This window comes from Phaeobacter sp. CECT 5382, from assembly GCF_001457775.1.
In the GTDB taxonomy this organism is placed as follows: Bacteria; Pseudomonadota; Alphaproteobacteria; order Rhodobacterales; family Rhodobacteraceae; genus Pseudophaeobacter.
Genome location: NZ_CYSG01000018.1, coordinates 26,586 through 44,289 on the forward strand (window position 1 = coordinate 26,586; position 17,704 = coordinate 44,289).

21 protein-coding genes are annotated in these 17,704 nt (G+C 57.5%); 11 read left to right on the forward strand and 10 right to left on the reverse strand.

Going from position 1 to position 17,704, the window contains the following annotated elements; translation table 11 throughout:
- Window positions 1-10: 10 nt before the first annotated feature.
- The 5 genes from PH5382_RS15885 to PH5382_RS15905 all read left to right on the forward strand — a co-directional run bounded on the left by PH5382_RS15885 (window position 11) and on the right by PH5382_RS15905 (window position 4,117).
- The gene (locus tag PH5382_RS15885) at window positions 11-886 is read left to right on the forward strand and encodes a F0F1 ATP synthase subunit gamma (protein ID WP_058335380.1); all 876 of its coding nucleotides are present in this window, start codon (window positions 11-13) and stop codon (window positions 884-886) included.
- A gap of 21 nt (window positions 887-907) precedes the next feature.
- The gene (gene atpD, locus PH5382_RS15890; RefSeq protein ID WP_058335381.1) at window positions 908-2,332 is read left to right on the forward strand and encodes a F0F1 ATP synthase subunit beta; all 1,425 of its coding nucleotides are present in this window, start codon (window positions 908-910) and stop codon (window positions 2,330-2,332) included.
- Between the two features lie 11 nt (window positions 2,333-2,343).
- Entirely contained in the window at window positions 2,344-2,757 is a 414-nt protein-coding gene (locus PH5382_RS15895; RefSeq protein ID WP_058335382.1) for a F0F1 ATP synthase subunit epsilon, read from the forward strand.
- A 159-nt stretch (window positions 2,758-2,916) separates the two neighbouring features.
- Window positions 2,917-3,267: an H-type lectin domain-containing protein gene (locus tag PH5382_RS15900; protein WP_058335383.1), complete on the forward strand. Its 351-nt coding sequence runs from the start codon at window positions 2,917-2,919 to the stop codon at window positions 3,265-3,267.
- A gap of 202 nt (window positions 3,268-3,469) precedes the next feature.
- Window positions 3,470-4,117 carry a glutathione S-transferase family protein gene (locus PH5382_RS15905; RefSeq protein ID WP_058335384.1) on the forward strand — a complete coding sequence of 216 codons (648 nt, stop codon included), beginning with the start codon at window positions 3,470-3,472 and terminating at the stop codon, window positions 4,115-4,117.
- 176 nt (window positions 4,118-4,293) lie between these two features.
- Here PH5382_RS15905 and PH5382_RS15910 read toward each other — a convergent pair whose 3' ends face one another.
- Window positions 4,294-5,316 carry a ribose-phosphate pyrophosphokinase gene (locus PH5382_RS15910; RefSeq protein ID WP_058335385.1) on the reverse strand — a complete coding sequence of 341 codons (1,023 nt, stop codon included), beginning with the start codon at window positions 5,314-5,316 and terminating at the stop codon, window positions 4,294-4,296.
- A gap of 106 nt (window positions 5,317-5,422) precedes the next feature.
- Between PH5382_RS15910 and PH5382_RS15915 the strand changes: the two genes are divergently transcribed.
- Window positions 5,423-6,016, forward strand: a complete 594-nt coding sequence (locus PH5382_RS15915; protein WP_058335386.1) for a 2-hydroxychromene-2-carboxylate isomerase — start codon at window positions 5,423-5,425, stop codon at window positions 6,014-6,016.
- 33 nt (window positions 6,017-6,049) lie between these two features.
- Window positions 6,050-6,853, forward strand: coding sequence for an alpha/beta fold hydrolase (locus PH5382_RS15920; RefSeq protein WP_058335387.1), 804 nt, complete (start codon window positions 6,050-6,052; stop codon window positions 6,851-6,853).
- Window positions 6,854-7,016: 163 nt separating this feature from the next.
- On the opposite strand, the gene PH5382_RS15925 is transcribed toward PH5382_RS15920, so the two are convergent.
- The 5 genes from PH5382_RS15925 to PH5382_RS15945 all read right to left on the reverse strand — a co-directional run bounded on the left by PH5382_RS15925 (window position 7,017) and on the right by PH5382_RS15945 (window position 11,178).
- Entirely contained in the window at window positions 7,017-8,063 is a 1,047-nt protein-coding gene (locus PH5382_RS15925; protein ID WP_058335388.1) for a threonine aldolase family protein, read from the reverse strand.
- Window positions 8,063-8,533 carry a YcgN family cysteine cluster protein gene (locus PH5382_RS15930; protein ID WP_058335389.1) on the reverse strand — a complete coding sequence of 157 codons (471 nt, stop codon included), beginning with the start codon at window positions 8,531-8,533 and terminating at the stop codon, window positions 8,063-8,065. The genes PH5382_RS15925 and PH5382_RS15930 overlap by 1 nt, the downstream gene beginning before the upstream one ends.
- Window positions 8,530-9,489, reverse strand: a complete 960-nt coding sequence (locus tag PH5382_RS15935; RefSeq protein ID WP_058335390.1) for a bifunctional riboflavin kinase/FAD synthetase — start codon at window positions 9,487-9,489, stop codon at window positions 8,530-8,532. Before PH5382_RS15935 ends, PH5382_RS15930 begins: the two co-directional genes overlap by 4 nt.
- 130 nt (window positions 9,490-9,619) lie before the next feature.
- Window positions 9,620-10,063, reverse strand: coding sequence for a MaoC family dehydratase (locus tag PH5382_RS15940; protein ID WP_058335426.1), 444 nt, complete (start codon window positions 10,061-10,063; stop codon window positions 9,620-9,622).
- 239 nt (window positions 10,064-10,302) lie between these two features.
- Window positions 10,303-11,178 carry a TIGR01459 family HAD-type hydrolase gene (locus tag PH5382_RS15945; protein ID WP_058335391.1) on the reverse strand — a complete coding sequence of 292 codons (876 nt, stop codon included), beginning with the start codon at window positions 11,176-11,178 and terminating at the stop codon, window positions 10,303-10,305.
- Between the two features lie 416 nt (window positions 11,179-11,594).
- Here PH5382_RS15945 and PH5382_RS20040 point away from each other — a divergent pair, with 416 nt between their 5' ends.
- Entirely contained in the window at window positions 11,595-11,885 is a 291-nt protein-coding gene (locus PH5382_RS20040; RefSeq protein WP_197410062.1) for a hypothetical protein, read from the forward strand.
- Between the two features lie 115 nt (window positions 11,886-12,000).
- Here PH5382_RS20040 and PH5382_RS20045 read toward each other — a convergent pair whose 3' ends face one another.
- The 4 genes from PH5382_RS20045 to PH5382_RS15970 all read right to left on the reverse strand — a co-directional run bounded on the left by PH5382_RS20045 (window position 12,001) and on the right by PH5382_RS15970 (window position 14,585).
- Window positions 12,001-12,144, reverse strand: coding sequence for a hypothetical protein (locus PH5382_RS20045; protein ID WP_197410063.1), 144 nt, complete (start codon window positions 12,142-12,144; stop codon window positions 12,001-12,003).
- A 17-nt stretch (window positions 12,145-12,161) separates the two neighbouring features.
- Entirely contained in the window at window positions 12,162-12,347 is a 186-nt protein-coding gene (locus PH5382_RS15960; RefSeq protein WP_058335394.1) for a hypothetical protein, read from the reverse strand.
- A 218-nt stretch (window positions 12,348-12,565) separates the two neighbouring features.
- Complete coding sequence (locus tag PH5382_RS15965) at window positions 12,566-13,486, reverse strand: manganese-dependent inorganic pyrophosphatase (protein WP_058335395.1); 921 nt, start codon at window positions 13,484-13,486, stop codon at window positions 12,566-12,568.
- A gap of 112 nt (window positions 13,487-13,598) precedes the next feature.
- Window positions 13,599-14,585 (reverse strand): TraB/GumN family protein, encoded by a 987-nt coding sequence (locus tag PH5382_RS15970; protein ID WP_058335396.1) that lies wholly within the window; start codon window positions 14,583-14,585, stop codon window positions 13,599-13,601.
- 115 nt (window positions 14,586-14,700) lie between these two features.
- On the opposite strand from PH5382_RS15970, the gene PH5382_RS15975 reads away from it, so the two are divergent.
- The 3 genes from PH5382_RS15975 (at window position 14,701) to groL (ending at window position 17,601) form a co-directional block, all read left to right on the forward strand.
- Window positions 14,701-15,405 carry a DUF2161 domain-containing phosphodiesterase gene (locus PH5382_RS15975; RefSeq protein ID WP_058335427.1) on the forward strand — a complete coding sequence of 235 codons (705 nt, stop codon included), beginning with the start codon at window positions 14,701-14,703 and terminating at the stop codon, window positions 15,403-15,405.
- Between the two features lie 187 nt (window positions 15,406-15,592).
- Window positions 15,593-15,880: a co-chaperone GroES gene (gene groES, locus PH5382_RS15980; protein WP_054459652.1), complete on the forward strand. Its 288-nt coding sequence runs from the start codon at window positions 15,593-15,595 to the stop codon at window positions 15,878-15,880.
- A gap of 68 nt (window positions 15,881-15,948) precedes the next feature.
- Window positions 15,949-17,601, forward strand: a complete 1,653-nt coding sequence (gene groL / locus PH5382_RS15985; RefSeq protein ID WP_058335397.1) for a chaperonin GroEL — start codon at window positions 15,949-15,951, stop codon at window positions 17,599-17,601.
- The last annotated feature ends 103 nt before the right edge of the window (window positions 17,602-17,704 follow it).

Consider the following 17,704-nt stretch of genomic DNA (forward strand, 5'->3'; position numbering starts at 1 on the left):
GGATAAGGCAATGCCAAATCTCAAGGACCTGAAAAACAGGATCGCGAGTGTCAAAAGCACGCGTAAGATCACAAAAGCCATGCAAATGGTGGCCGCGGCGAAACTTCGCCGCGCCCAGGAAGCTGCTGAAGATTCGCGTCCCTATACAAAACGGTTTAACGCCGTGATGGCAGGGCTGGCGGCGTCTGTTGGCGGTAGTGATAGCGCACCGAAACTGCTGCGCGGCACCGGTAGCGATCAGGTTCAACTGCTTGTTGTCCTGACCGCCGAGCGGGGCCTGTGTGGTGGCTTCAACGCCAACATCTCCAAGCTGGCGCGCCAAAAGGCGCAAGAGCTGAAAGCAGCTGGCAAGACGGTCAAGATCCTGACCGTTGGTAAAAAGGGCCGCGACGCACTGCGTCGTGACTTTGCCGATGATTTTGTCGGCCACGTGGACCTGAGCGAAGTGAAACGGATCGGCTATGTCGATGCGCAGAGCATTGCAAAGGACATCCTGACGCGCTTTGACGCTGGTGAATTCGACGTTGCGACGATCTTCTTCTCGGGGTTCGTCAATGTTGTGACCCAAGTGCCAACAGCCCTGCAGATCATTCCGGCCTCTTACGAGGGCGGTGAAGTCGAAAGCTCATCGGCCGTTTACGACTACGAGCCCAGCGAAGAGGCGATCCTCGCCGACCTGCTGCCCCGTGGTGTATCGACCCAGATCTTTTCGGCTCTGCTGGAAAATGGTGCATCCGAACAGGGTGCCCGGATGAGCGCGATGGACAACGCCACCCGTAACGCTGGCGAGATGATCGACAAGCTGACAATCGAGTATAACCGCTCGCGTCAGGCCGTCATCACCAACGAGCTGATTGAAATCATTTCGGGCGCTGAGGCGCTCTAAGAGACAACCGGAGACAAACACATGGCAAACGCAAAAGGCAAAATCACGCAGGTGATTGGCGCCGTTGTGGACGTGCAGTTCGAGGATGCCCTGCCGGAAATCCTCAACGCCGTCACCACTGACAACAACGGTAAGAAACTGGTTCTCGAAGTTGCCCAGCACCTGGGTGAGAACACAGTCCGTACCATCGCTATGGACGCGACCGAAGGTCTCGTTCGCGGTCAGGACGTGACAGACACTGGCGCCCCAATCGCGGTTCCAGTCGGCAATGCGACCCTGGGCCGTATCCTCAACGTCATCGGCGAGCCCGTTGATGAAAAGGGCCCCGTAGAGTCCACTGAAACCCGTGCGATCCACGGCGATGCGCCTGCTTTTGACGAGCAGTCCACCGCAACCGAGATCCTGACCACCGGCATCAAGGTCATCGACCTGCTGGCCCCCTACACCAAGGGTGGTAAAATTGGTCTGTTCGGCGGTGCCGGCGTTGGTAAAACCGTTCTGATCATGGAACTGATCAACAACATCGCGAAGGTGCACTCTGGTGTGTCCGTGTTCGCCGGTGTTGGTGAGCGGACCCGTGAAGGGAATGACCTTTACCACGAGATGATCGAATCCGGTGTTATCGTTCCTGATAACCTGCCAGAGTCGAAAATTGCGCTGGTCTACGGCCAGATGAACGAACCTCCCGGTGCGCGTATGCGGGTTGCTCTGTCAGGTCTGACCCTGGCGGAACAGTTCCGTGATGACACAGGCTCCGACGTTCTGTTCTTCGTCGACAACATCTTCCGCTTCACACAGGCGGGTTCCGAGGTTTCGGCTCTCTTGGGTCGTATTCCTTCTGCGGTTGGCTACCAGCCAACACTGGCCACCGACATGGGTGCGATGCAGGAACGGATTTCGTCGACCAAAAATGGTTCGATTACCTCTGTTCAGGCCGTCTACGTTCCTGCGGATGACCTTACTGACCCTGCTCCTGCGACCTCGTTTGCGCACCTGGATGCGACAACCGTTCTGGATCGGGCGATCTCGGAAAAAGGTATCTATCCTGCTGTTGACCCACTGGGTTCGACATCGCGTCTGCTGGATCCACTGGTCATCGGTGAAGAGCACTACAAAGTTGCAACCGACGTTCAGCAGATCCTTCAGCGTTACAAGTCGCTGCAGGACATCATCGCCATTCTCGGCATGGACGAGCTTTCGGAAGACGACAAACTGGCTGTGGCCCGTGCGCGTAAGATCGAACGCTTCCTGTCCCAGCCGTTTGACGTTGCGAAAATCTTCACCGGTGCCGATGGTAAGCAGGTTCCGCTGGAAGACACCATCGCGTCGTTCAAGGCCGTTGTGGCTGGCGAATACGACCACCTCCCCGAAGGCGCCTTCTACATGGTTGGCGGCATCGATGAAGTGATCGCAAAAGCCGAGAAAATGGCTGCTGACGCGGCCTAAGGAGGGCCCTGATGGCTGATACCATGCAATTTGACCTCGTGAGCCCGGAGCGAAGCCTTGCTTCGCTTCAGGTGAACGCGGTCCTGATCCCCGGCGCGGAGGGTGACATGACGGCGATGCCGAACCATGCACCCACCATCACCACCCTGCGTCCGGGTGTCCTGCGGGTGGAAAGCTCGCAAGGCACTTCGGAGTTTGTGGTCACTGGCGGTTTTGCCGAAATCAGCGCAGAGGCCCTTTCGGTTCTCGCTGAAAAGGCGATCCCGATGGACGAGATGACCCGTGCCCATCTGGACGAGCTGATCGAAGAGGCTCGCCTGCTTTACAAGACCGCGCAACAAGCCGAGCCACCACATGGCCTAGTTGAAGAGGCAGCTAAGCTGCTGGCGGATATGGAGGCCCTGGGCACCCACATGAGCCTCTAAGGCCCCTCTGTGCACCGCCTGGTGTGACCAAAACGATCTAAAGCCGGCCCTCAGTGATGACGGGCCGGTTTTGTTTTTTGATAATTAAGTTCTTTTAGTGTGTACTTGCAGATCTCTCGGTTCCAGAGAGACTGAGGCAAGCGATCGAAACGGCGACAGATGCAAAGATTGAGCAATCCACGAACTGGTATTGAACAGGGCGATTTGGTCCTGTTTTCCGAGTTCGACAGTGGTGGCAGTATGTGGACCGGTGAGGGCGCCCGAGAGCGGCGTAAGCTGGTGAGCTTCAAGGAGGCCTATCGCCGCCCGCCTGCCGTGCAGGTCTCGATCTCGCTCTGGGATATGGACACCAATGCCGCCATTCGCGCCGAGTTGGTAGCCGAGAATATCACTAGCACGGATTTTGAAGTGGTGTTCCGCACTTGGGGAGACAGCCGCATTGCCCGCCTCCGCGCCGCCTGGACCGCTATTGGAGAGCTGCCCTTTGAGGATGACTGGGACGTGGGCTGAGGCCTGACGGCGCATTGGGGGCTTTTGTCAACCCTGGTCAAAGGCCGCCTCGTGTTGGTCTTATGTAATGGCGAATGTCCGCTGTGCGGACTTAGCTGCCTTTCGAGCCATTGTCGCGAAAGTCAGTTTCAATGCGGGTTTTGCCGTCCGCCTTTGGTAAACGGCTTTTTCAGCGCTAGCCGCGGATGACTAAGATCGAAGAATGAGAAAACCTGTTGTGCTTCGTGGTTACCAGTTCAGCGTCTACAATCGCATTGCGCGCGTGGCGCTGCACGAGAAGGGCGTACCCTATGAAACGGAGGAAGTTGATCCATTTGCGATCGACATTCCACGAGACTATTTGAAGCGCCACCCGTTTCGCCGCGTACCCGTCCTGAGCCATGGCGAATTTGACGTATATGAAACGGCAGCAATCACTCGCTACGTCGATGCTGCTTTTGGTGGTCCGGACCTAATGCCAACCAGAGCCGAGGTTCTCGCACGTGTGACGCAAGTCGTTTCAATTATGGACATTTATGGCTACCGCCCCATGGTTCGACAGGTGTTCGCGCACCGTGTATTCCGCCCGGCAGCTGGTGAACAGAGCAACAAAACCGAGATTGCAGCCGGTATCGAAGCCTCGCTCCCCGTTCTAGGCGCATTAGATGCGCTGGTGTCCGAGGGCCATGTCCTCGACGGTCGGACCTTTACGCTTGCTGATTGCCACCTTGCACCAATGATTGCATACTTCGTCCAAGCGCCGGAAGGCGCGATGGCATTGAGCAAGTATTCCGCACTTGCCGATTGGTGGGAAAGCGCCTCACAGCGCCCAAGCATCGAAGCAACTGACCCAGGTCTTCCGCTTGGCTAAGATCGTGTCTGGGGGTAAAAGCAGCCATCCGTGAATTCTGCAGCATCCTGCAATTTGGGCTCATTGCAGACATTGAAGAACAAGATGACGCGTCACAGCATTGTCGACCACACTCGATACGAAAAAGGCCCCGGCAGATAGCTGCGCGGGGCCTTTCAAAATGGTCTGAGAGGGACTCAGGCCCCGTTGGAGCCAAGGGACTCGTAGATCGGGATCAGGGTCTTGTCTTCAAACAGGGAGGATACAGAGGTGCCATGCCAGATATTCAGAATGGCCTGTGTAAACAGCGGTGCTGTTGGCAGGATCCGGATATTGGGCGCTGCCAGTACAGCCTCGGTGGGTTGAATGGAATCGGTCAACACCAGTGACTTCATTACCGAGTTGCTGACGCGTTCCACAGCAGGGCCGCTCATCACACCGTGTGTGATATAGGCGTGTACTTCCTTGGCGCCATTGTCGAGCAGCACCTGGGCCGCCTTGCACAATGTACCGGCAGTGTCGCACATATCGTCGATGATCAGGCAGATCTTGTCGGTGACGTCACCAATGACGGTCATCTCGGCGACTTCGCCGGCCTTTTCGCGACGCTTGTCGACAATCGACAAAGGCGCGTTGATCCGTTTGGCCAGCTCACGTGCACGCGCAACACCGCCAACGTCGGGAGAGACCACCATGAGATCGTCCATCCGATCCTTGAACTGGTTTTTCACGTCCAGCGCAAAGATTGGCGAGGCATAGAGGTTGTCGACAGGGATATCAAAGAAACCCTGAATTTGGGCAGCATGCAGATCCATTGTCAGGACCCGCTCGATGCCGGCTCCGGTGAGCATGTTCGCAACCAATTTGGCAGAAATGGGTGTGCGGGCCTTGGTGCGGCGGTCCTGACGGGCGTAGCCGAAATAGGGGATCACGGCGGTGATCCGCTGGGCTGACGAGCGGCGCAGCGCATCAGAGATGATCAGCAGCTCCATCAGGTTGTCATTCGCCGGATTGGAGGTCGGCTGAATGATGAACATGTCCTCTCCGCGGACGTTTTCGTAAACCTCAACAAAGATTTCGCCATCGTTGAAACGTTCAACACGTGCATCCACCAGTCCCTGGTCGACACCGCGGTGCATGCTCATACGGCGGGCAATGGTTTTGGCAAGCGGGAGGTTGGCGTTCCCAGCGATAAGCTTGGGTTCGTTCAAAGTCGGCATTGGCTGATATCCCCGGCAGCAATGGCTATGTGACAGATTCGTGATCTTGCTCACCGCTTAGCATGCGCGTAGCGTCCAGCCTAGTTCTAAGCTGGAGAAAACCACCATGGCGACCATTGATTACTATTTCTCGACCCTGTCACCCTATGCATATCTGGCCGGAACCCGGCTGGAAGAGGCGATGGCGCGCCAGAATGCGCAGGTGAATTACAAACCACTGGATATCATGGCGCTATTTGGTCGCACCGGAGGTACAGCCCCCAAGGAACGTCACGTCTCTCGGCAGGAGTACCGGTTGATCGAGATGGAACGGCAGGCGAAAAAGTCAGGCATGGTGATCAATCTGAAACCTGCCCATTGGCCAACCAACGCGGCGCCGTCGTCTTATGCGATTATCGCAGCTCAGACGGCTGGTGGCGGCGATATGGGCGCATTGGTGCACGGGCTGCTGCGGGCGGTCTGGGCTGAAGATCGCGATATCGCGCAGGACGACGTGATCAAGGATTGTTTGCAAAACGCCGGCTTCGACCCCGCACTGGCGGAGAGCGGGCTTTTGGCCGGCGCGGAGAGATATGCGCAAAACCTCGAGGATGCGGTAAAGGCCGGTGTCTTTGGCGCGCCGTTCTATGTGACGGCTGATGGGGCACGGTTCTGGGGGCAAGATCGGATCGAGGATCTGGAACAGCATATCGCAGGTTAGGTCAACAAAGGGTATGAAACAAAGGATGGCATTTTGAGCGAGATCTATTCGCGAAGTTTTGGGGCAGGTGCCCGCCGGGTTCTGGCGGTGCATTGCTCGCTGGCGCATTCCGGTGCCTGGCGCGCACTGGCAGCCGCAATGCAGGATGAGATCACCCTGACCGGTTTTGACATGTATTCCCACGGGCGCAGCCCAGACTGGGACGGGCAGGGCAATTTCCAAACTGCCAATGTTGAGGCTGGCCTTCAGCTGTTGCAGGCAGAGGAGGAACCGGTCGATCTGGTCGGGCATTCTTTTGGGGCGACCGTCGCGTTGCGTATGGCCCGCGCCCGCCCGGATCTGGTAAAAAGCCTCACGCTGATTGAGCCGGTTCTGTTTGCTGTGACGCGGGCTGAAGCCCCGGAGGCGCAGGCCGCATTGGAGGCTGAAGAGGCGCCCTTTGCCGAGTTCTACGCCGCAGGAGATCTGGAGAACGCGACGCGGTTCTTTAACCGCATGTGGGGCACGGGGGAGCCAAAGTGGCCGGATCTGCCGGAACAGGCCCGCGCTGCGATGATCCGCGCCATGAAGGTGGTTCCGGCCAGCCATGATACGCTCTATCTGGACGATATCGGCTTGCTGGCTCCCGGCGGGCTGGATCTGGTCTCTATGCCAGTTTTGCTGCTGAGCGGTGGCAAAAGCCAGGCTGTGATGCCGCTGATCAATGACGGGCTGGTCCGTCGCTTGAAACATGCCAAGGCGCTGGTCGTGCCGGAGGCCGGGCATATGTTGCCGATCACGCATGCTGAAACGACGGCGGAAATCCTGCGCAGCTTTTGGGCGGATTTGGAGCGCTAGTTTGGAGCGCTAGGTTGAGCCCCATGCATGGATCTGCATTTCTACCTAACGAGCAAAAAACGTAACGACTACAAAAACACCCCGGCTTGGGCCGGGGTGTTTTTGTATTTGGTTTGGACATCAGGCCAAGTTTTATCGCAGATATACCTCGGCAAGATACCGGTCAGATCAGGTTGAGAAACTGATCAATCTGATCGCGGCTGATGGCCCAATCACAGACAAAACGCGCTGCAACCAGCTCGTCTGGGTTGCCTTCCAGCGGTCCATCCCACAGGTGATAAGAGGCACCATTGTCGTATAGGCGCTGATGCGTTGCCCGAGGCAGGGCAGCAAAGATCATATTGGCCTGTGGGTCATGCAGGAAGGGAGCGCCCTTCTGGTGCAGACCAGCAGTCAGCGTAGCGCAATTGGCATTGGCCGCGCGGGCGTTCGTCAGCCACAGATCATCCGTCAGATAGGCCAGCATCTGCGCCGACAGGTAGCGATGTTTGGAAAACAGATGGCCACCGCGCTTGCGCCGCAGCTCAAATTCCCAGGCGTGCTTGGGATCAAAGAAGATCACCGCCTCGACCCCCATGAGTCCGTTCTTGGTGCCGCCAAACGACACCGCGTTGACGCCAGCTTTCCAGGTCATCTCGGCCGGGGTGCAGTCCAGCGCCACCAGGGCATTGGTGAATCTCGCGCCGTCCATATGCAGTGGCAGGCCGAATTCGCGCGTGACCGCCGATAGCGCTTGCAGCTCTGCCAGCGAATAGATGGTGCCGCGTTCGGTCACCTGCGTCAGCGAGACTGGGCCGCGCTGCGGGCCGTGCACGCCGCGGGTTTCTTCCTTGGCAATGGTTGCGCGCAGGGCTTCGGGTGTCATCTTGTCGTCAAAGCCGGGGGCGCCAGGCACAAGCGTCAGCTTGGCACCACCAGTATAGAACTCAGGCGCGTTGCACTCGTCTTCGTGGATATGCGCGGTGGGGGTGCAAAAGATCGTCTCAAACGGTTTGCACAGGGTTGCCAGCGCCAATGAATTTGCCGCAGTGCCCGTTGCCACCAGGTACACGGCAGCGTCAGGGGCCTCAAAGATCTCGCGGATGCGGGTGGTGACCTGTTCCATCTCGGCATCTGCGCCATAGCCCATGGCGTAGCCTGTGTTTGCCTCCGTCAGGGCCTGAAGCACCTGCGCAGGGATGGGGCCGGAATTGTCAGAGGCAAAAAACATCAGATAGGCTCCTCGATGATGTGGTCTTCCCAGTCTTCTTCCGGGGTGTCGAATTCGGAAACGGTCCAGCCGCGCACCGAAACACCTGCCGCATGCACACTGTCGGGATCACCGGTCAGCAGCGGATGCCATTGCGGCAGGGGCTTGCCCTCCCAGAGCAGACGATAGGCGCAGGTCTGCGGCATCCAATAGGCATGCGTGTCAAGATTATCGGGCTTTAGCACGATGCATTCGGGAATGAACTGGTGGCGGTTTTCATAATGCGCACAGCGACATGTGGCGTCATCCAGCAGGCGGCAGGCGACACGGGTGAGGGCAACCTCGCCACTGTCTTCGTCCTCCAGCTTGTTGAGGCAGCATTTGCCACAGCCGTCGCACAGCGCTTCCCATTCCTGATCGTTGAGTTTTGCCAGCGGTTTCTTTTCCCAGAACCGTTTGCCCAGACCGCGTCGGTCGATGCCTTCGCTCATGGAAGTGCCTTTGTCGGTAGTTGTGCCTCATGATCGAGGATGTCACGGGCACGGGCGCAATCTGTATTCATTTGTGCCACCAGCCCCTCCAGCCCGTCGAACTTCATTTCGGGGCGCAGATAGTCCACCAGCGCCACCGACAGCGTGGCACCATACAGGTTACCGGTGAAATCAAACAGGAAGGTTTCAATATTGGGGTGTTCGCCATCAAACATCGGGCGCACACCAACCGAAGCTGCCCCCTGATAACTGCCCTTGTGCGGCCCGTCGAGCACATCGACCAGCACCGCATAGACACCAAAGGCAGGTGGATGCAGCCCGTCGATCGACATATTGGCCGTTGGGAAACCAAGATCACGGCCGCGTTGCTCGCCGCCGATGACTTCGCCCTCGATCCGGTGCCAATGGCTGAGCATGGCGGCTGCGTCGCGGGGGCGTCCCTCGCTGAGAGCGGTGCGAATGGCCGTGGAGGACACCGTATCTTCTGAATGTTCCATCAGGGGGGCGATGGTGACGCCAAAGCCCATCTCAGAACCATAACGTTTCAGATCCTCAACGGTGCCGCTGCGGCCTTTGCCAAAACAGAAATCAGCGCCCACAACCACATGACGCAGGCCCAGACCCTCGGCGATGACCTTGCGGGCGAAATCTTCCGGGGTCAGGCCAGAGAGGGCTGCGTTGAAATTCAGCTGGTACAGGCGCGAAACGCCGAGTTTTTCCAGACGCGAGGCACGCGCCTCGGGCGACATCAGCCGAAAGGGCGGGGCATTGGGGGAAAAGAATTCGCGCGGGTGCGGCTCAAAGGTCATCACGCCCAAAGGCGCGTCTGGTGCAGCAGCGCGTGCCAGATCGATCACCGACTGATGGCCGCGGTGAACCCCGTCGAAATTGCCGATCGCAACGCTGGCGCCGCGATCTTGCTCTTCCACAAATTGATAGTCTCGTATGATGCGCATAGGAACTGCCTAGCGCCCATGCGAGGGGCTTGCAAGCGCCTGATCACCAAGACAACGCACTGGGTTCGCCATCGCGCGGTGCCATCTCTTTAGCTGCTGCTAAAATGCATTCTCAGACAAGCAAAGGTGCCTAGTCGAACTTGCGCGAGGGGGCCATGACCATGGCCTCGCCGACCAGAACCTTTTTGCCATCGACCATGCAGCGGCAATCCAGTTTGACCCGGCGTTTGTCGATGATGATATCGGTCACTTCGACCTCGGCCAGAACCAGATCACCGGGGCGCACGGGGGCGAGGAATTTCAGCGACTGGCTCATGTAGATGGTGCCGTGGCCGGGCAGTTGCTCACCGATGACGGCAGAGATCAGACCCGCTGTCAGCATCCCATGGGCGATACGGCCCTGAAAGATGGTGTCCTGTGCATAGTCATCGTCCAGGTGCACCGGATTGCGGTCGGTGGAGACCTGCGAGAACATCTCGATATCCTCATCGGTGATCACTTTGCGGACAAAGCGTGTCATGCCCATTTCGATGTCTTCGATGCAGATGGTTCCGCGTGGCATGTTGTCCAACATTTGATCCTCCATGAGATCGCCCCGTTGAAGGTGGCTTTGAAATTTTCAGGCGCTCGGATTGGAGCTGTCGCAACTTTATTACTTTGCAGGTGCAGAAAATCAAGTGGTTTTTCTAGCGCCGTGTCGGGGAGATCAGCGACAAAACGTTGAAAGATAGCGCAACGAAAAACGGCAGAAGCCAAGCTTCTGCCGATCAGGTTTTCGGGTTTTAACTATTTGTAAATAATAGGTTGTTCGCCCTATCGCAAAAAGCCAATGCTATAGGTGGGAGCCGATTGTTCCTGCTCAAGATAGGTGGCTAGGGCCGCGGCATCGGGCTGTTGCGTGGTTTTTGTTTCACTGGCTGCCAGACCGCCTGTGATGAAAAGGGAATCGATCCCCTCGCCCATACCACCGGCAATATCCGTATGGGGACCATCGCCAATGGCGAGAATATCGCCATCTGCAATATCGCTGCCCAGTTCTGCCAGACGGCGGCGCGCGAGGTCGTAGATAGGGGGATGCGGCTTGCCAAAATAAAGGCTCTGGCCGCCCATTTCGGTGTATAGGCGCGCCAGAGCACCGGCGCACCATTCGCGGGTCTCGCCCCGGTCAACAATGATGTCAGGGTTGGCGCAAAGCAGTTTCAGCCCCTTTTGTTTGGCCAGCAGAAAATCGGCACGGTTCACATCCGGATCGGCCATGGTGTCAAAGGGGCCGCAGCAGACAATGCCTTCGGCCTCGGCCAGGGAAACACGGGTGATCTCGACCGGGTTGTGGATGACGTGCAGGGGTTCAAAGAACCCGGCATCGCGCTGCCATTCGCCCATGAAGTAGACCTTGTTGCCAACGGCCCCGGTAAACATTGCGGAGCGCGCAGAATCGCCAGAGGTGGCAATGGTGTCATAGGCATCGTCCGGCACGCCAAACTCTGCGAGTTGGCTGGCAACACCGGCGCGGGGTTTGGGAGAGTTGGTCACCAGCACAACCTTGCCGCCTCGGGCGCGGTAGCCCTGGAGGGCAGCGACAGCATCAGGGAAGGCGGTGATGCCATTGTGCACACAGCCCCAGAGATCGACAAACAGTGCCTTATAGGGATCAGAAATCTCTGCAAGCGTTTCAATAATGCGGGTCATAAAACGGGCCTTTCCTGTGTGAACCTGGGGGTGTGGCAATGCAGGCCCAGATATGAACGAGATACTCGCCTTACGCCACTCGGAAAACCCTGCCGGTGGTCAGCGGCGTCCTGCCCAAGTGGCAGGATTTTGCTCAGGTTCTTAAATGTCTCAGGAGTAAGGGTTTATTAAACATTCAAAATTAGCCATGTGATAGCGCGCGAACTGTAAAAGCAGTCTGGAAAGGCAGAGCAATGAGTAACAAAGGTTTCATTCAATTTCTTGCGCCGGCTTTGGCGTCCGCGGTAATTGGAGTTTCAGCCACCCCCGCATTTGCGGCTCACGGGAATCCCTGGGCAGAAGATGACGATGTTGTCTTTTCTCAGTTCCATGACGAGAACCAGGTCAAGTCTAAAGGCACGCCTGGGCAGGACGAGATGAAGGGCGACAGAGCTCTGACAGGGGCAGGCAAAACCGGCTCGGCCAACCGCGGAAGTGGCGGAGGCAGCCTTGGTAACGGCGGCGGTGGCGGCAATGGCGGCGGTGGCAACGGCGGCGGTGGCAACGGCGGCGGCGGTAACGGCGGCGGTGGCGGCAATGGCGGCGGTGGCAGCGGCGGCGGTGGTAACGGCGGCGGTGGCAATGGCGGCGGTGGCAATGGCGGCGGTGGTAACGGCGGCGGTGGCAATGGCGGCGGTGGCAATGGCGGCGGCGGCAACGGACACTGATTGCTTAAATGACAGGACTTTGCAGCTTTTGTCGGCCCAAGGGGCCACGAAGGCTGCAGAGCCAGAACCGGCGGCGCTCCGGCGCCGCTGGTCATTGCTCCTGAAGCAAGAAAGCTTATGCGGCTTTCTTAAGAGCCTTTTTGGCAGCTTTCTTAAGTGCTCTTTTGGCAGCCTTCAGTTTCTCTCCCTGGCGTGCGACCTTGCTCTTACGCAGGTCGACTTCTTTTTTCAGGTCTTTGAGTTTTGCTTTTTTGGTCATGTCTGTGATCCCTTCGCTTAGCCGTCGGATGTTTTGGTGTCGTGCTCGGTCAGGAACCCCCGGATGAAGCGGCGAATTTCGCGCGCGGCACTCGTATCGAGCGCATCACAAAGATCCACAAATGCATCCCGCTCTTCTTTCGAAATACGAATGATCAGCTGGGAATCCTTGCGTCCTTTTTTGGGTTTTTCAGTCTTGGCCATCTGGCGGCTCCCTTTTGAGCACAACTTTGTTACTACAATGTCGTTGCAATGTATATACATTTCTGGCTGCGGTGCGAGGGGGCTGCGTTTGCAAAGGCGCAGACGGTCTGGAGTTAAGAACGACAGCGGCAACGCAGGAAAGCAACACAGAAAAAAAGGGCGCCCTGACAAGGACGCCCTGATGCTTACGGATGCGGCCAACGGTTGTGCCGCGCGCCTCAGACTTTGAGGTTCGGGATGATCTGTTTTTTGCGGCTCATGATGCCGGGCAACACAACTGCGTCGCCAGAAACTGCTGCGCCAAAGCTTTTTTCTGCAACGGCTTTCACCAGATCATTGGGCACCAGCAGGGTGGCTTCTTCGTTGAGAATATCAACAACAAAGAGCAGAACCTGATCAACGCCATCTTCAGTGGCGACCGCTGTCATGCTGTCGATGATCGAGGCCTTGCGGTCCAGCACAACTGCGGGGGCTGTGGTTTCCAGTACCGAAACGCGGAACTTGGTGCCGTCCACTGCGTATTCCTTGCTGTCCATGCGCAGCAGTTCTGCGTCAGAGAAGGACGAGACATCGGATTTGGCGGCGAACATGTCGGCGGCATAGGAGGCAATGTCGATGCCCAGATCGGCAGCCAGCTTTTCGGCCACGGCGCGATCATGATCGGTGGTGGTGGGCGAGCGGAATTCCAGCGTGTCCGACAGGATGCAGGTCAACGCAGCACCTTTGACGGCTTCGGGCATCTTGGCCATATCGTCGCCGATCAGGTCGTGCATGATGGTGGCGGTGCAGGCCAGTGGACGGATGGTGATGTCGATAGGGCCTTTGGTCTCCAGGCCGCCAACCAGTTTGTGGTGGTCGATGATGGCCTGAACATCGGCGCCATTGATATTGGCGGGCAGCTCAGCCGGGTTGTTGGTATCGACGATGACAACGGCCTGATCGTCAGCCACATCGGCGATGATCGCGGGCTTGTCCAGGTTCCAGCGCTGCAGCATGAAGGCAGCTTCGGTGTTTGGTTCGCCCAGCAATTTGGGCTCAGCCGCGACGCCTTTGATCTCGTTCAGGTACCAGGCCCAGATGATAGGAGAGCCAGTGGAATCGGTGTCGGGGGATTTATGGCCAAAAACTTGGACGGTCATCATGCTATCCTGTGAACTAAAGGGAGAGTTTGCGCGCCTTATAAGCTGCAGGTCTCAGCTTGTCACCCCACCTGTACCGCACCCGTGCTGCGATGCGGCATTTGTACGTTCTCTAGCGAAACTTGGTGCGCTCCAAGATGTAGCCTTGGCGTTGCAAAAGATTCAAAACACCGTTGCGACCGGGCAGATGTGCAGCTCCAACGGCCACCAGGATGTCTTTCTCCGTCCGGCTGCGCAACACCGACATCCAAGCTTTGTTACGATTGTCGTGAAGACGTCGAAATAGCTGTGCGTCAAGGCGCTCTATCTGCGCGCGATCTCTGCCTGCGGCTTCAGCGCGTTTCCAGCTGGTGAGGATCCATCCCTCGGTGAGATTTTCGTCGAAAAAGGCTTCACGACGTGTGACGGCCAGGTCATTATTGGAAAAGGAGTTATGGAGGTTCAGCTCTAGCAAACGCAGCTGATCCTTCAGCGGTCGCCCTGAAAAAGCGCGTAACCCGTCCCCCGGTTTTTCCAGTGCGGCCAGTGCAATCCCTCTTTTCAGCGAAAACCTGCGAATGCGCTCGTCCAGACCGCGGGGTCCGGTCAATCCACGGGGGCCGCAACCAGAAGCCCGCAAGCGCCGCGAATAGACCCATGGTTGGACGAAGGGGGCAATGTCCTGGCTGATCCCCAGGAGCTGGGCTTGCAGTCTGATGGCGTCATAATCGGCAGGGCTGAGGAGCTGATCAAGGCGCTTGCCACGGGGCATCACAAAATGATGCTGATATGTTTTCATGACCTCCTGCGGATCCTCCGGCAGGTTTGAGGCGAGTTGTTCAAGGAAGACCAGGTCCGACGACAGGATCAGGGGACGTAATTGGCGCATCACGCGGTGCATGCGCCCATCTCCCAAATGCATGGTGCCGACAACATGGATGCTTTGCTCTCCGCGTCTGGCAATCCAGTGATTGCCTTCGGCAAAGGGGACTTTCGCAACGGCCTGTTCCAGCCGTGCTGCTGATTTAGCAGAAAGCCGTGGGCGCAGATCTTCCCCGGAGCATGCGGCCTGCGCCAAAGCGGGGAAAAACAGCCAGAAAATGATGAGAAGAAAGCGCATTCTGCCTCCGTGAAAACACCTCCTGAGGCTAGCCTTGGCCTTCGGGTGTTGCAACCTTTTAGCCTGACGCCTCTTGCTCTTTCGTTTTCCCTGAGGCCGACCTATGGTCGCATTCATGGACCGCGAAGATCAGTTATACCCGCCCGTTAAAAGCCTGCTGCAAGCGCAGGGCTATGAGGTCAAGGGCGAGGTCGGTGCCGCCGATGTGATGGCGCGCCGCGGCGATGAGGATCCCGTGATTGTGGAGCTGAAGCTGCGGTTTTCGCTGTCTCTGTTCCATCAGGCAGTAACCCGCCAATCGGTGACCGATCTGGTCTATATCGCGGTGCCGCGCCCCAAGGGGCGGCAAGCGCGGCGGATGCTCAAGGACAATCTGGCGCTTTGTCGGCGGCTGTGCCTTGGTCTGATTACCGTGCTGCCGGACGGCCGCTGCGAGGTGCACTGCGATCCCGGCCCCTATGCGCCGCGCAAGTCTAAAAAGCGCCAACAGCGACTGCTGCGGGAATTCAACCGGCTTGAGGGAGATCCAAATGCCGGTGGGGCCACGCGCCAGGGCATCGTCACCGCCTACCGCCAGGATGCGCTGCGCTGCGCGGCCTGCCTGGCCGAGGCGGGCGCAAGCAAAGGCGCAGAGGTCGCCAAGGCATCGGGGGTGGGGCGGGCGACATCGCTGATGGCGGCCAATCATTATGGCTGGTTCGAAAGGGTTTCCACAGGCATTTATCAGCTGACAGAAGCAGGGCAGGCAGGGCTGAAACACTGGGCCTATAGCTGGGAGCCTGTGACGTCTGAGACGGATGAAGCAGCCGCCTCCGAGTGATTTTTCCCGCTTTGTCGCCGGTGGCGTATTTTTGCACAAAATTTCTTGTCCATTTTGGTTGACTCATGCCGATCTCGTGCCTAGCTATTCCTCCGTTAGCACTCATCAGGTGTGAGTGATAACGCCCTCTGCGGGGAGTAGAGGGAATAGAGATAACAACCTTTGAGCCTTATAAGGAGCTGCAAAGATGGCATTGAAACCACTTCACGACCGCGTGCTGGTTCGTCGCACTGAAAGCGAAGAAAAAACCGCTGGTGGCCTGATCATTCCCGAATCCGCCAAAGAAAAGCCCAGCGAAGGCCAGGTCGTCGCAACCGGCGAAGGTGCACGCAAAGACAACGGTGAGCTGATCGCAATGGCTGTCAAAGCCGGCGACACCATCCTGTTCGGCAAATGGTCCGGCACCGAAGTCACCGTCGACGGCGAAGAGCTGCTGATGATGAAGGAAAGCGACATCATGGGTATCATCGAGTAAGCCTTACCGCTTCTCTGATCCCAAGACATTTCGCTATCAAACACAGATTTTCTCGAGGAGAATAAAACATGGCTGCTAAGGACGTCAAATTCGACACCGATGCCCGCAACCGTATGCTGGCCGGCGTCAACATTCTGGCTGACGCTGTCAAAGTGACCCTGGGCCCCAAAGGCCGCAATGTCATTCTGGACAAAAGCTTTGGCGCACCGCGCATCACCAAAGATGGTGTGTCCGTTGCCAAAGAAATCGAACTGGAAGACAAGTTCGAAAACATGGGCGCTCAGATGGTCAAGGAAGTTGCTTCCCGCACCAATGACGAAGCAGGCGACGGCACCACGACAGCCACCGTTCTGGCCCAGGCCATCGTCAAAGAAGGCCTCAAGCAGGTTGCTGCTGGCCTGAACCCAATGGATCTGAAGCGCGGCATCGATCTTGCGACTTCGACTGTTGTTCAGGGCATCAAAGACATGGCACGCGAAGTCAAAGACTCCGCTGAAGTTGCGCAAGTTGGCACCATCTCCGCCAACGGCGAAGCCGCCATCGGCCAGCAGATCGCAGACGCGATGCAGAAAGTTGGCAACGAAGGCGTGATCACTGTCGAAGAAAACAAAGGCCTGGAAACAGAGACCGATGTTGTCGAAGGCATGCAGTTTGACCGTGGCTACCTGTCACCCTACTTCGTGACCAACGCCGACAAAATGATCGCAGATCTCGAAGACTGCATGATCCTGCTGCACGAGAAGAAACTCTCTTCGCTGCAGTCGATGGTTCCACTGCTCGAGCAGGTGATCCAGTCGCAAAAGCCACTGCTGATCATCGCCGAAGACGTCGAAGGCGAAGCCCTAGCAACTTTGGTTGTCAACAAACTGCGCGGCGGCCTGAAAATTGCTGCAGTCAAAGCACCTGGTTTCGGCGATCGCCGCAAAGCCATGATGCAGGATCTGGCCATTCTGACCGGCGGTCAGGTGATCTCCGAAGATCTGGGCATGAAGCTTGAGTCCGTCACCATGGACATGCTGGGCACAGCCAAGAAAGTCGAAATCACCAAAGACGAGACCACTATCGTTGACGGTGCCGGCGAGAAAGCAGAAATCGAAGCGCGCGTCACTCAGATCCGTGCTCAGATTGAAGAAACTTCTTCCGACTATGACCGTGAAAAACTGCAAGAACGCGTTGCCAAACTGGCTGGCGGTGTTGCTGTTATCCGCGTTGGCGGCATGACCGAAGTCGAAGTCAAAGAGCGCAAAGACCGCGTTGACGATGCACTGAACGCGACACGCGCTGCTGTTCAGGAGGGCGTCATCGTTGGTGGTGGTGTTGCTCTGGTTCAGGCTGGTAAAGCGCTGGCAAACTTGGAAGGCGCAAATGCTGACCAGAACGCTGGTATCGTGATCGTGCGTAAAGCCATTGAAGCGCCTCTGCGTCAAATCGCTGAAAACGCCGGTGTTGACGGTGCAGTGGTTGCTGGCAAAGTGCGCGAAAGCGACGACAACAACTTTGGCTTCAACGCTCAGACCGAAGAATATGGCGACATGTTTGCCTTTGGTGTGATCGACCCTGCCAAAGTGGCACGTACCGCGCTGGAAGATGCAGCTTCGGTTGCGGGTCTGCTGATCACCACCGAAGCCATGGTTGCGGACAAACCGTCGAAAGACGGCGGCGCAGCTGGCGGCGGCATGCCCGACATGGGCGGCATGGGCGGCATGGGCGGCATGATGTAATTGCAAACCCTTTGGGTTTGTGATGCCTGACAGGCGGTCTTCCATATGGAAGACCTGCCGAAAAGGTAAATCACGCCATCCTGCTGGATGATTTGGGGTCGCC

Bases quoted from the DNA above. Each gene is read 5' to 3' on its own strand.
- PH5382_RS15885 (WP_058335380.1), top strand. From the start codon at position 11: ATGCCAAATCTCAAGGACCTGAAAAACAGGATCGCGAGTGTCAAAAGC.
- atpD (WP_058335381.1), top strand. From the start codon at position 908: ATGGCAAACGCAAAAGGCAAAATCACGCAGGTGATTGGCGCCGTTGTG.
- PH5382_RS15895 (WP_058335382.1), top strand. From the start codon at position 2,344: ATGGCTGATACCATGCAATTTGACCTCGTGAGCCCGGAGCGAAGCCTT.
- PH5382_RS15900 (WP_058335383.1), top strand. From the start codon at position 2,917: ATGCAAAGATTGAGCAATCCACGAACTGGTATTGAACAGGGCGATTTG.
- PH5382_RS15905 (WP_058335384.1), top strand. From the start codon at position 3,470: ATGAGAAAACCTGTTGTGCTTCGTGGTTACCAGTTCAGCGTCTACAAT.
- PH5382_RS15910 (WP_058335385.1), bottom strand. From the start codon at position 5,316: ATGCCGACTTTGAACGAACCCAAGCTTATCGCTGGGAACGCCAACCTC.
- PH5382_RS15915 (WP_058335386.1), top strand. From the start codon at position 5,423: ATGGCGACCATTGATTACTATTTCTCGACCCTGTCACCCTATGCATAT.
- PH5382_RS15925 (WP_058335388.1), bottom strand. From the start codon at position 8,063: ATGTTTTTTGCCTCTGACAATTCCGGCCCCATCCCTGCGCAGGTGCTT.
- PH5382_RS15930 (WP_058335389.1), bottom strand. From the start codon at position 8,533: ATGAGCGAAGGCATCGACCGACGCGGTCTGGGCAAACGGTTCTGGGAA.
- PH5382_RS15935 (WP_058335390.1), bottom strand. From the start codon at position 9,489: ATGCGCATCATACGAGACTATCAATTTGTGGAAGAGCAAGATCGCGGC.
- PH5382_RS15940 (WP_058335426.1), bottom strand. From the start codon at position 10,063: ATGTTGGACAACATGCCACGCGGAACCATCTGCATCGAAGACATCGAA.
- PH5382_RS15945 (WP_058335391.1), bottom strand. From the start codon at position 11,178: ATGACCCGCATTATTGAAACGCTTGCAGAGATTTCTGATCCCTATAAG.
- PH5382_RS20040 (WP_197410062.1), top strand. From the start codon at position 11,595: ATGAAGGGCGACAGAGCTCTGACAGGGGCAGGCAAAACCGGCTCGGCC.
- PH5382_RS20045 (WP_197410063.1), bottom strand. From the start codon at position 12,144: ATGACCAAAAAAGCAAAACTCAAAGACCTGAAAAAAGAAGTCGACCTG.
- PH5382_RS15960 (WP_058335394.1), bottom strand. From the start codon at position 12,347: ATGGCCAAGACTGAAAAACCCAAAAAAGGACGCAAGGATTCCCAGCTG.
- PH5382_RS15965 (WP_058335395.1), bottom strand. From the start codon at position 13,486: ATGACCGTCCAAGTTTTTGGCCATAAATCCCCCGACACCGATTCCACT.
- PH5382_RS15970 (WP_058335396.1), bottom strand. From the start codon at position 14,585: ATGCGCTTTCTTCTCATCATTTTCTGGCTGTTTTTCCCCGCTTTGGCG.
- PH5382_RS15975 (WP_058335427.1), top strand. From the start codon at position 14,701: ATGGACCGCGAAGATCAGTTATACCCGCCCGTTAAAAGCCTGCTGCAA.
- groES (WP_054459652.1), top strand. From the start codon at position 15,593: ATGGCATTGAAACCACTTCACGACCGCGTGCTGGTTCGTCGCACTGAA.
- groL (WP_058335397.1), top strand. From the start codon at position 15,949: ATGGCTGCTAAGGACGTCAAATTCGACACCGATGCCCGCAACCGTATG.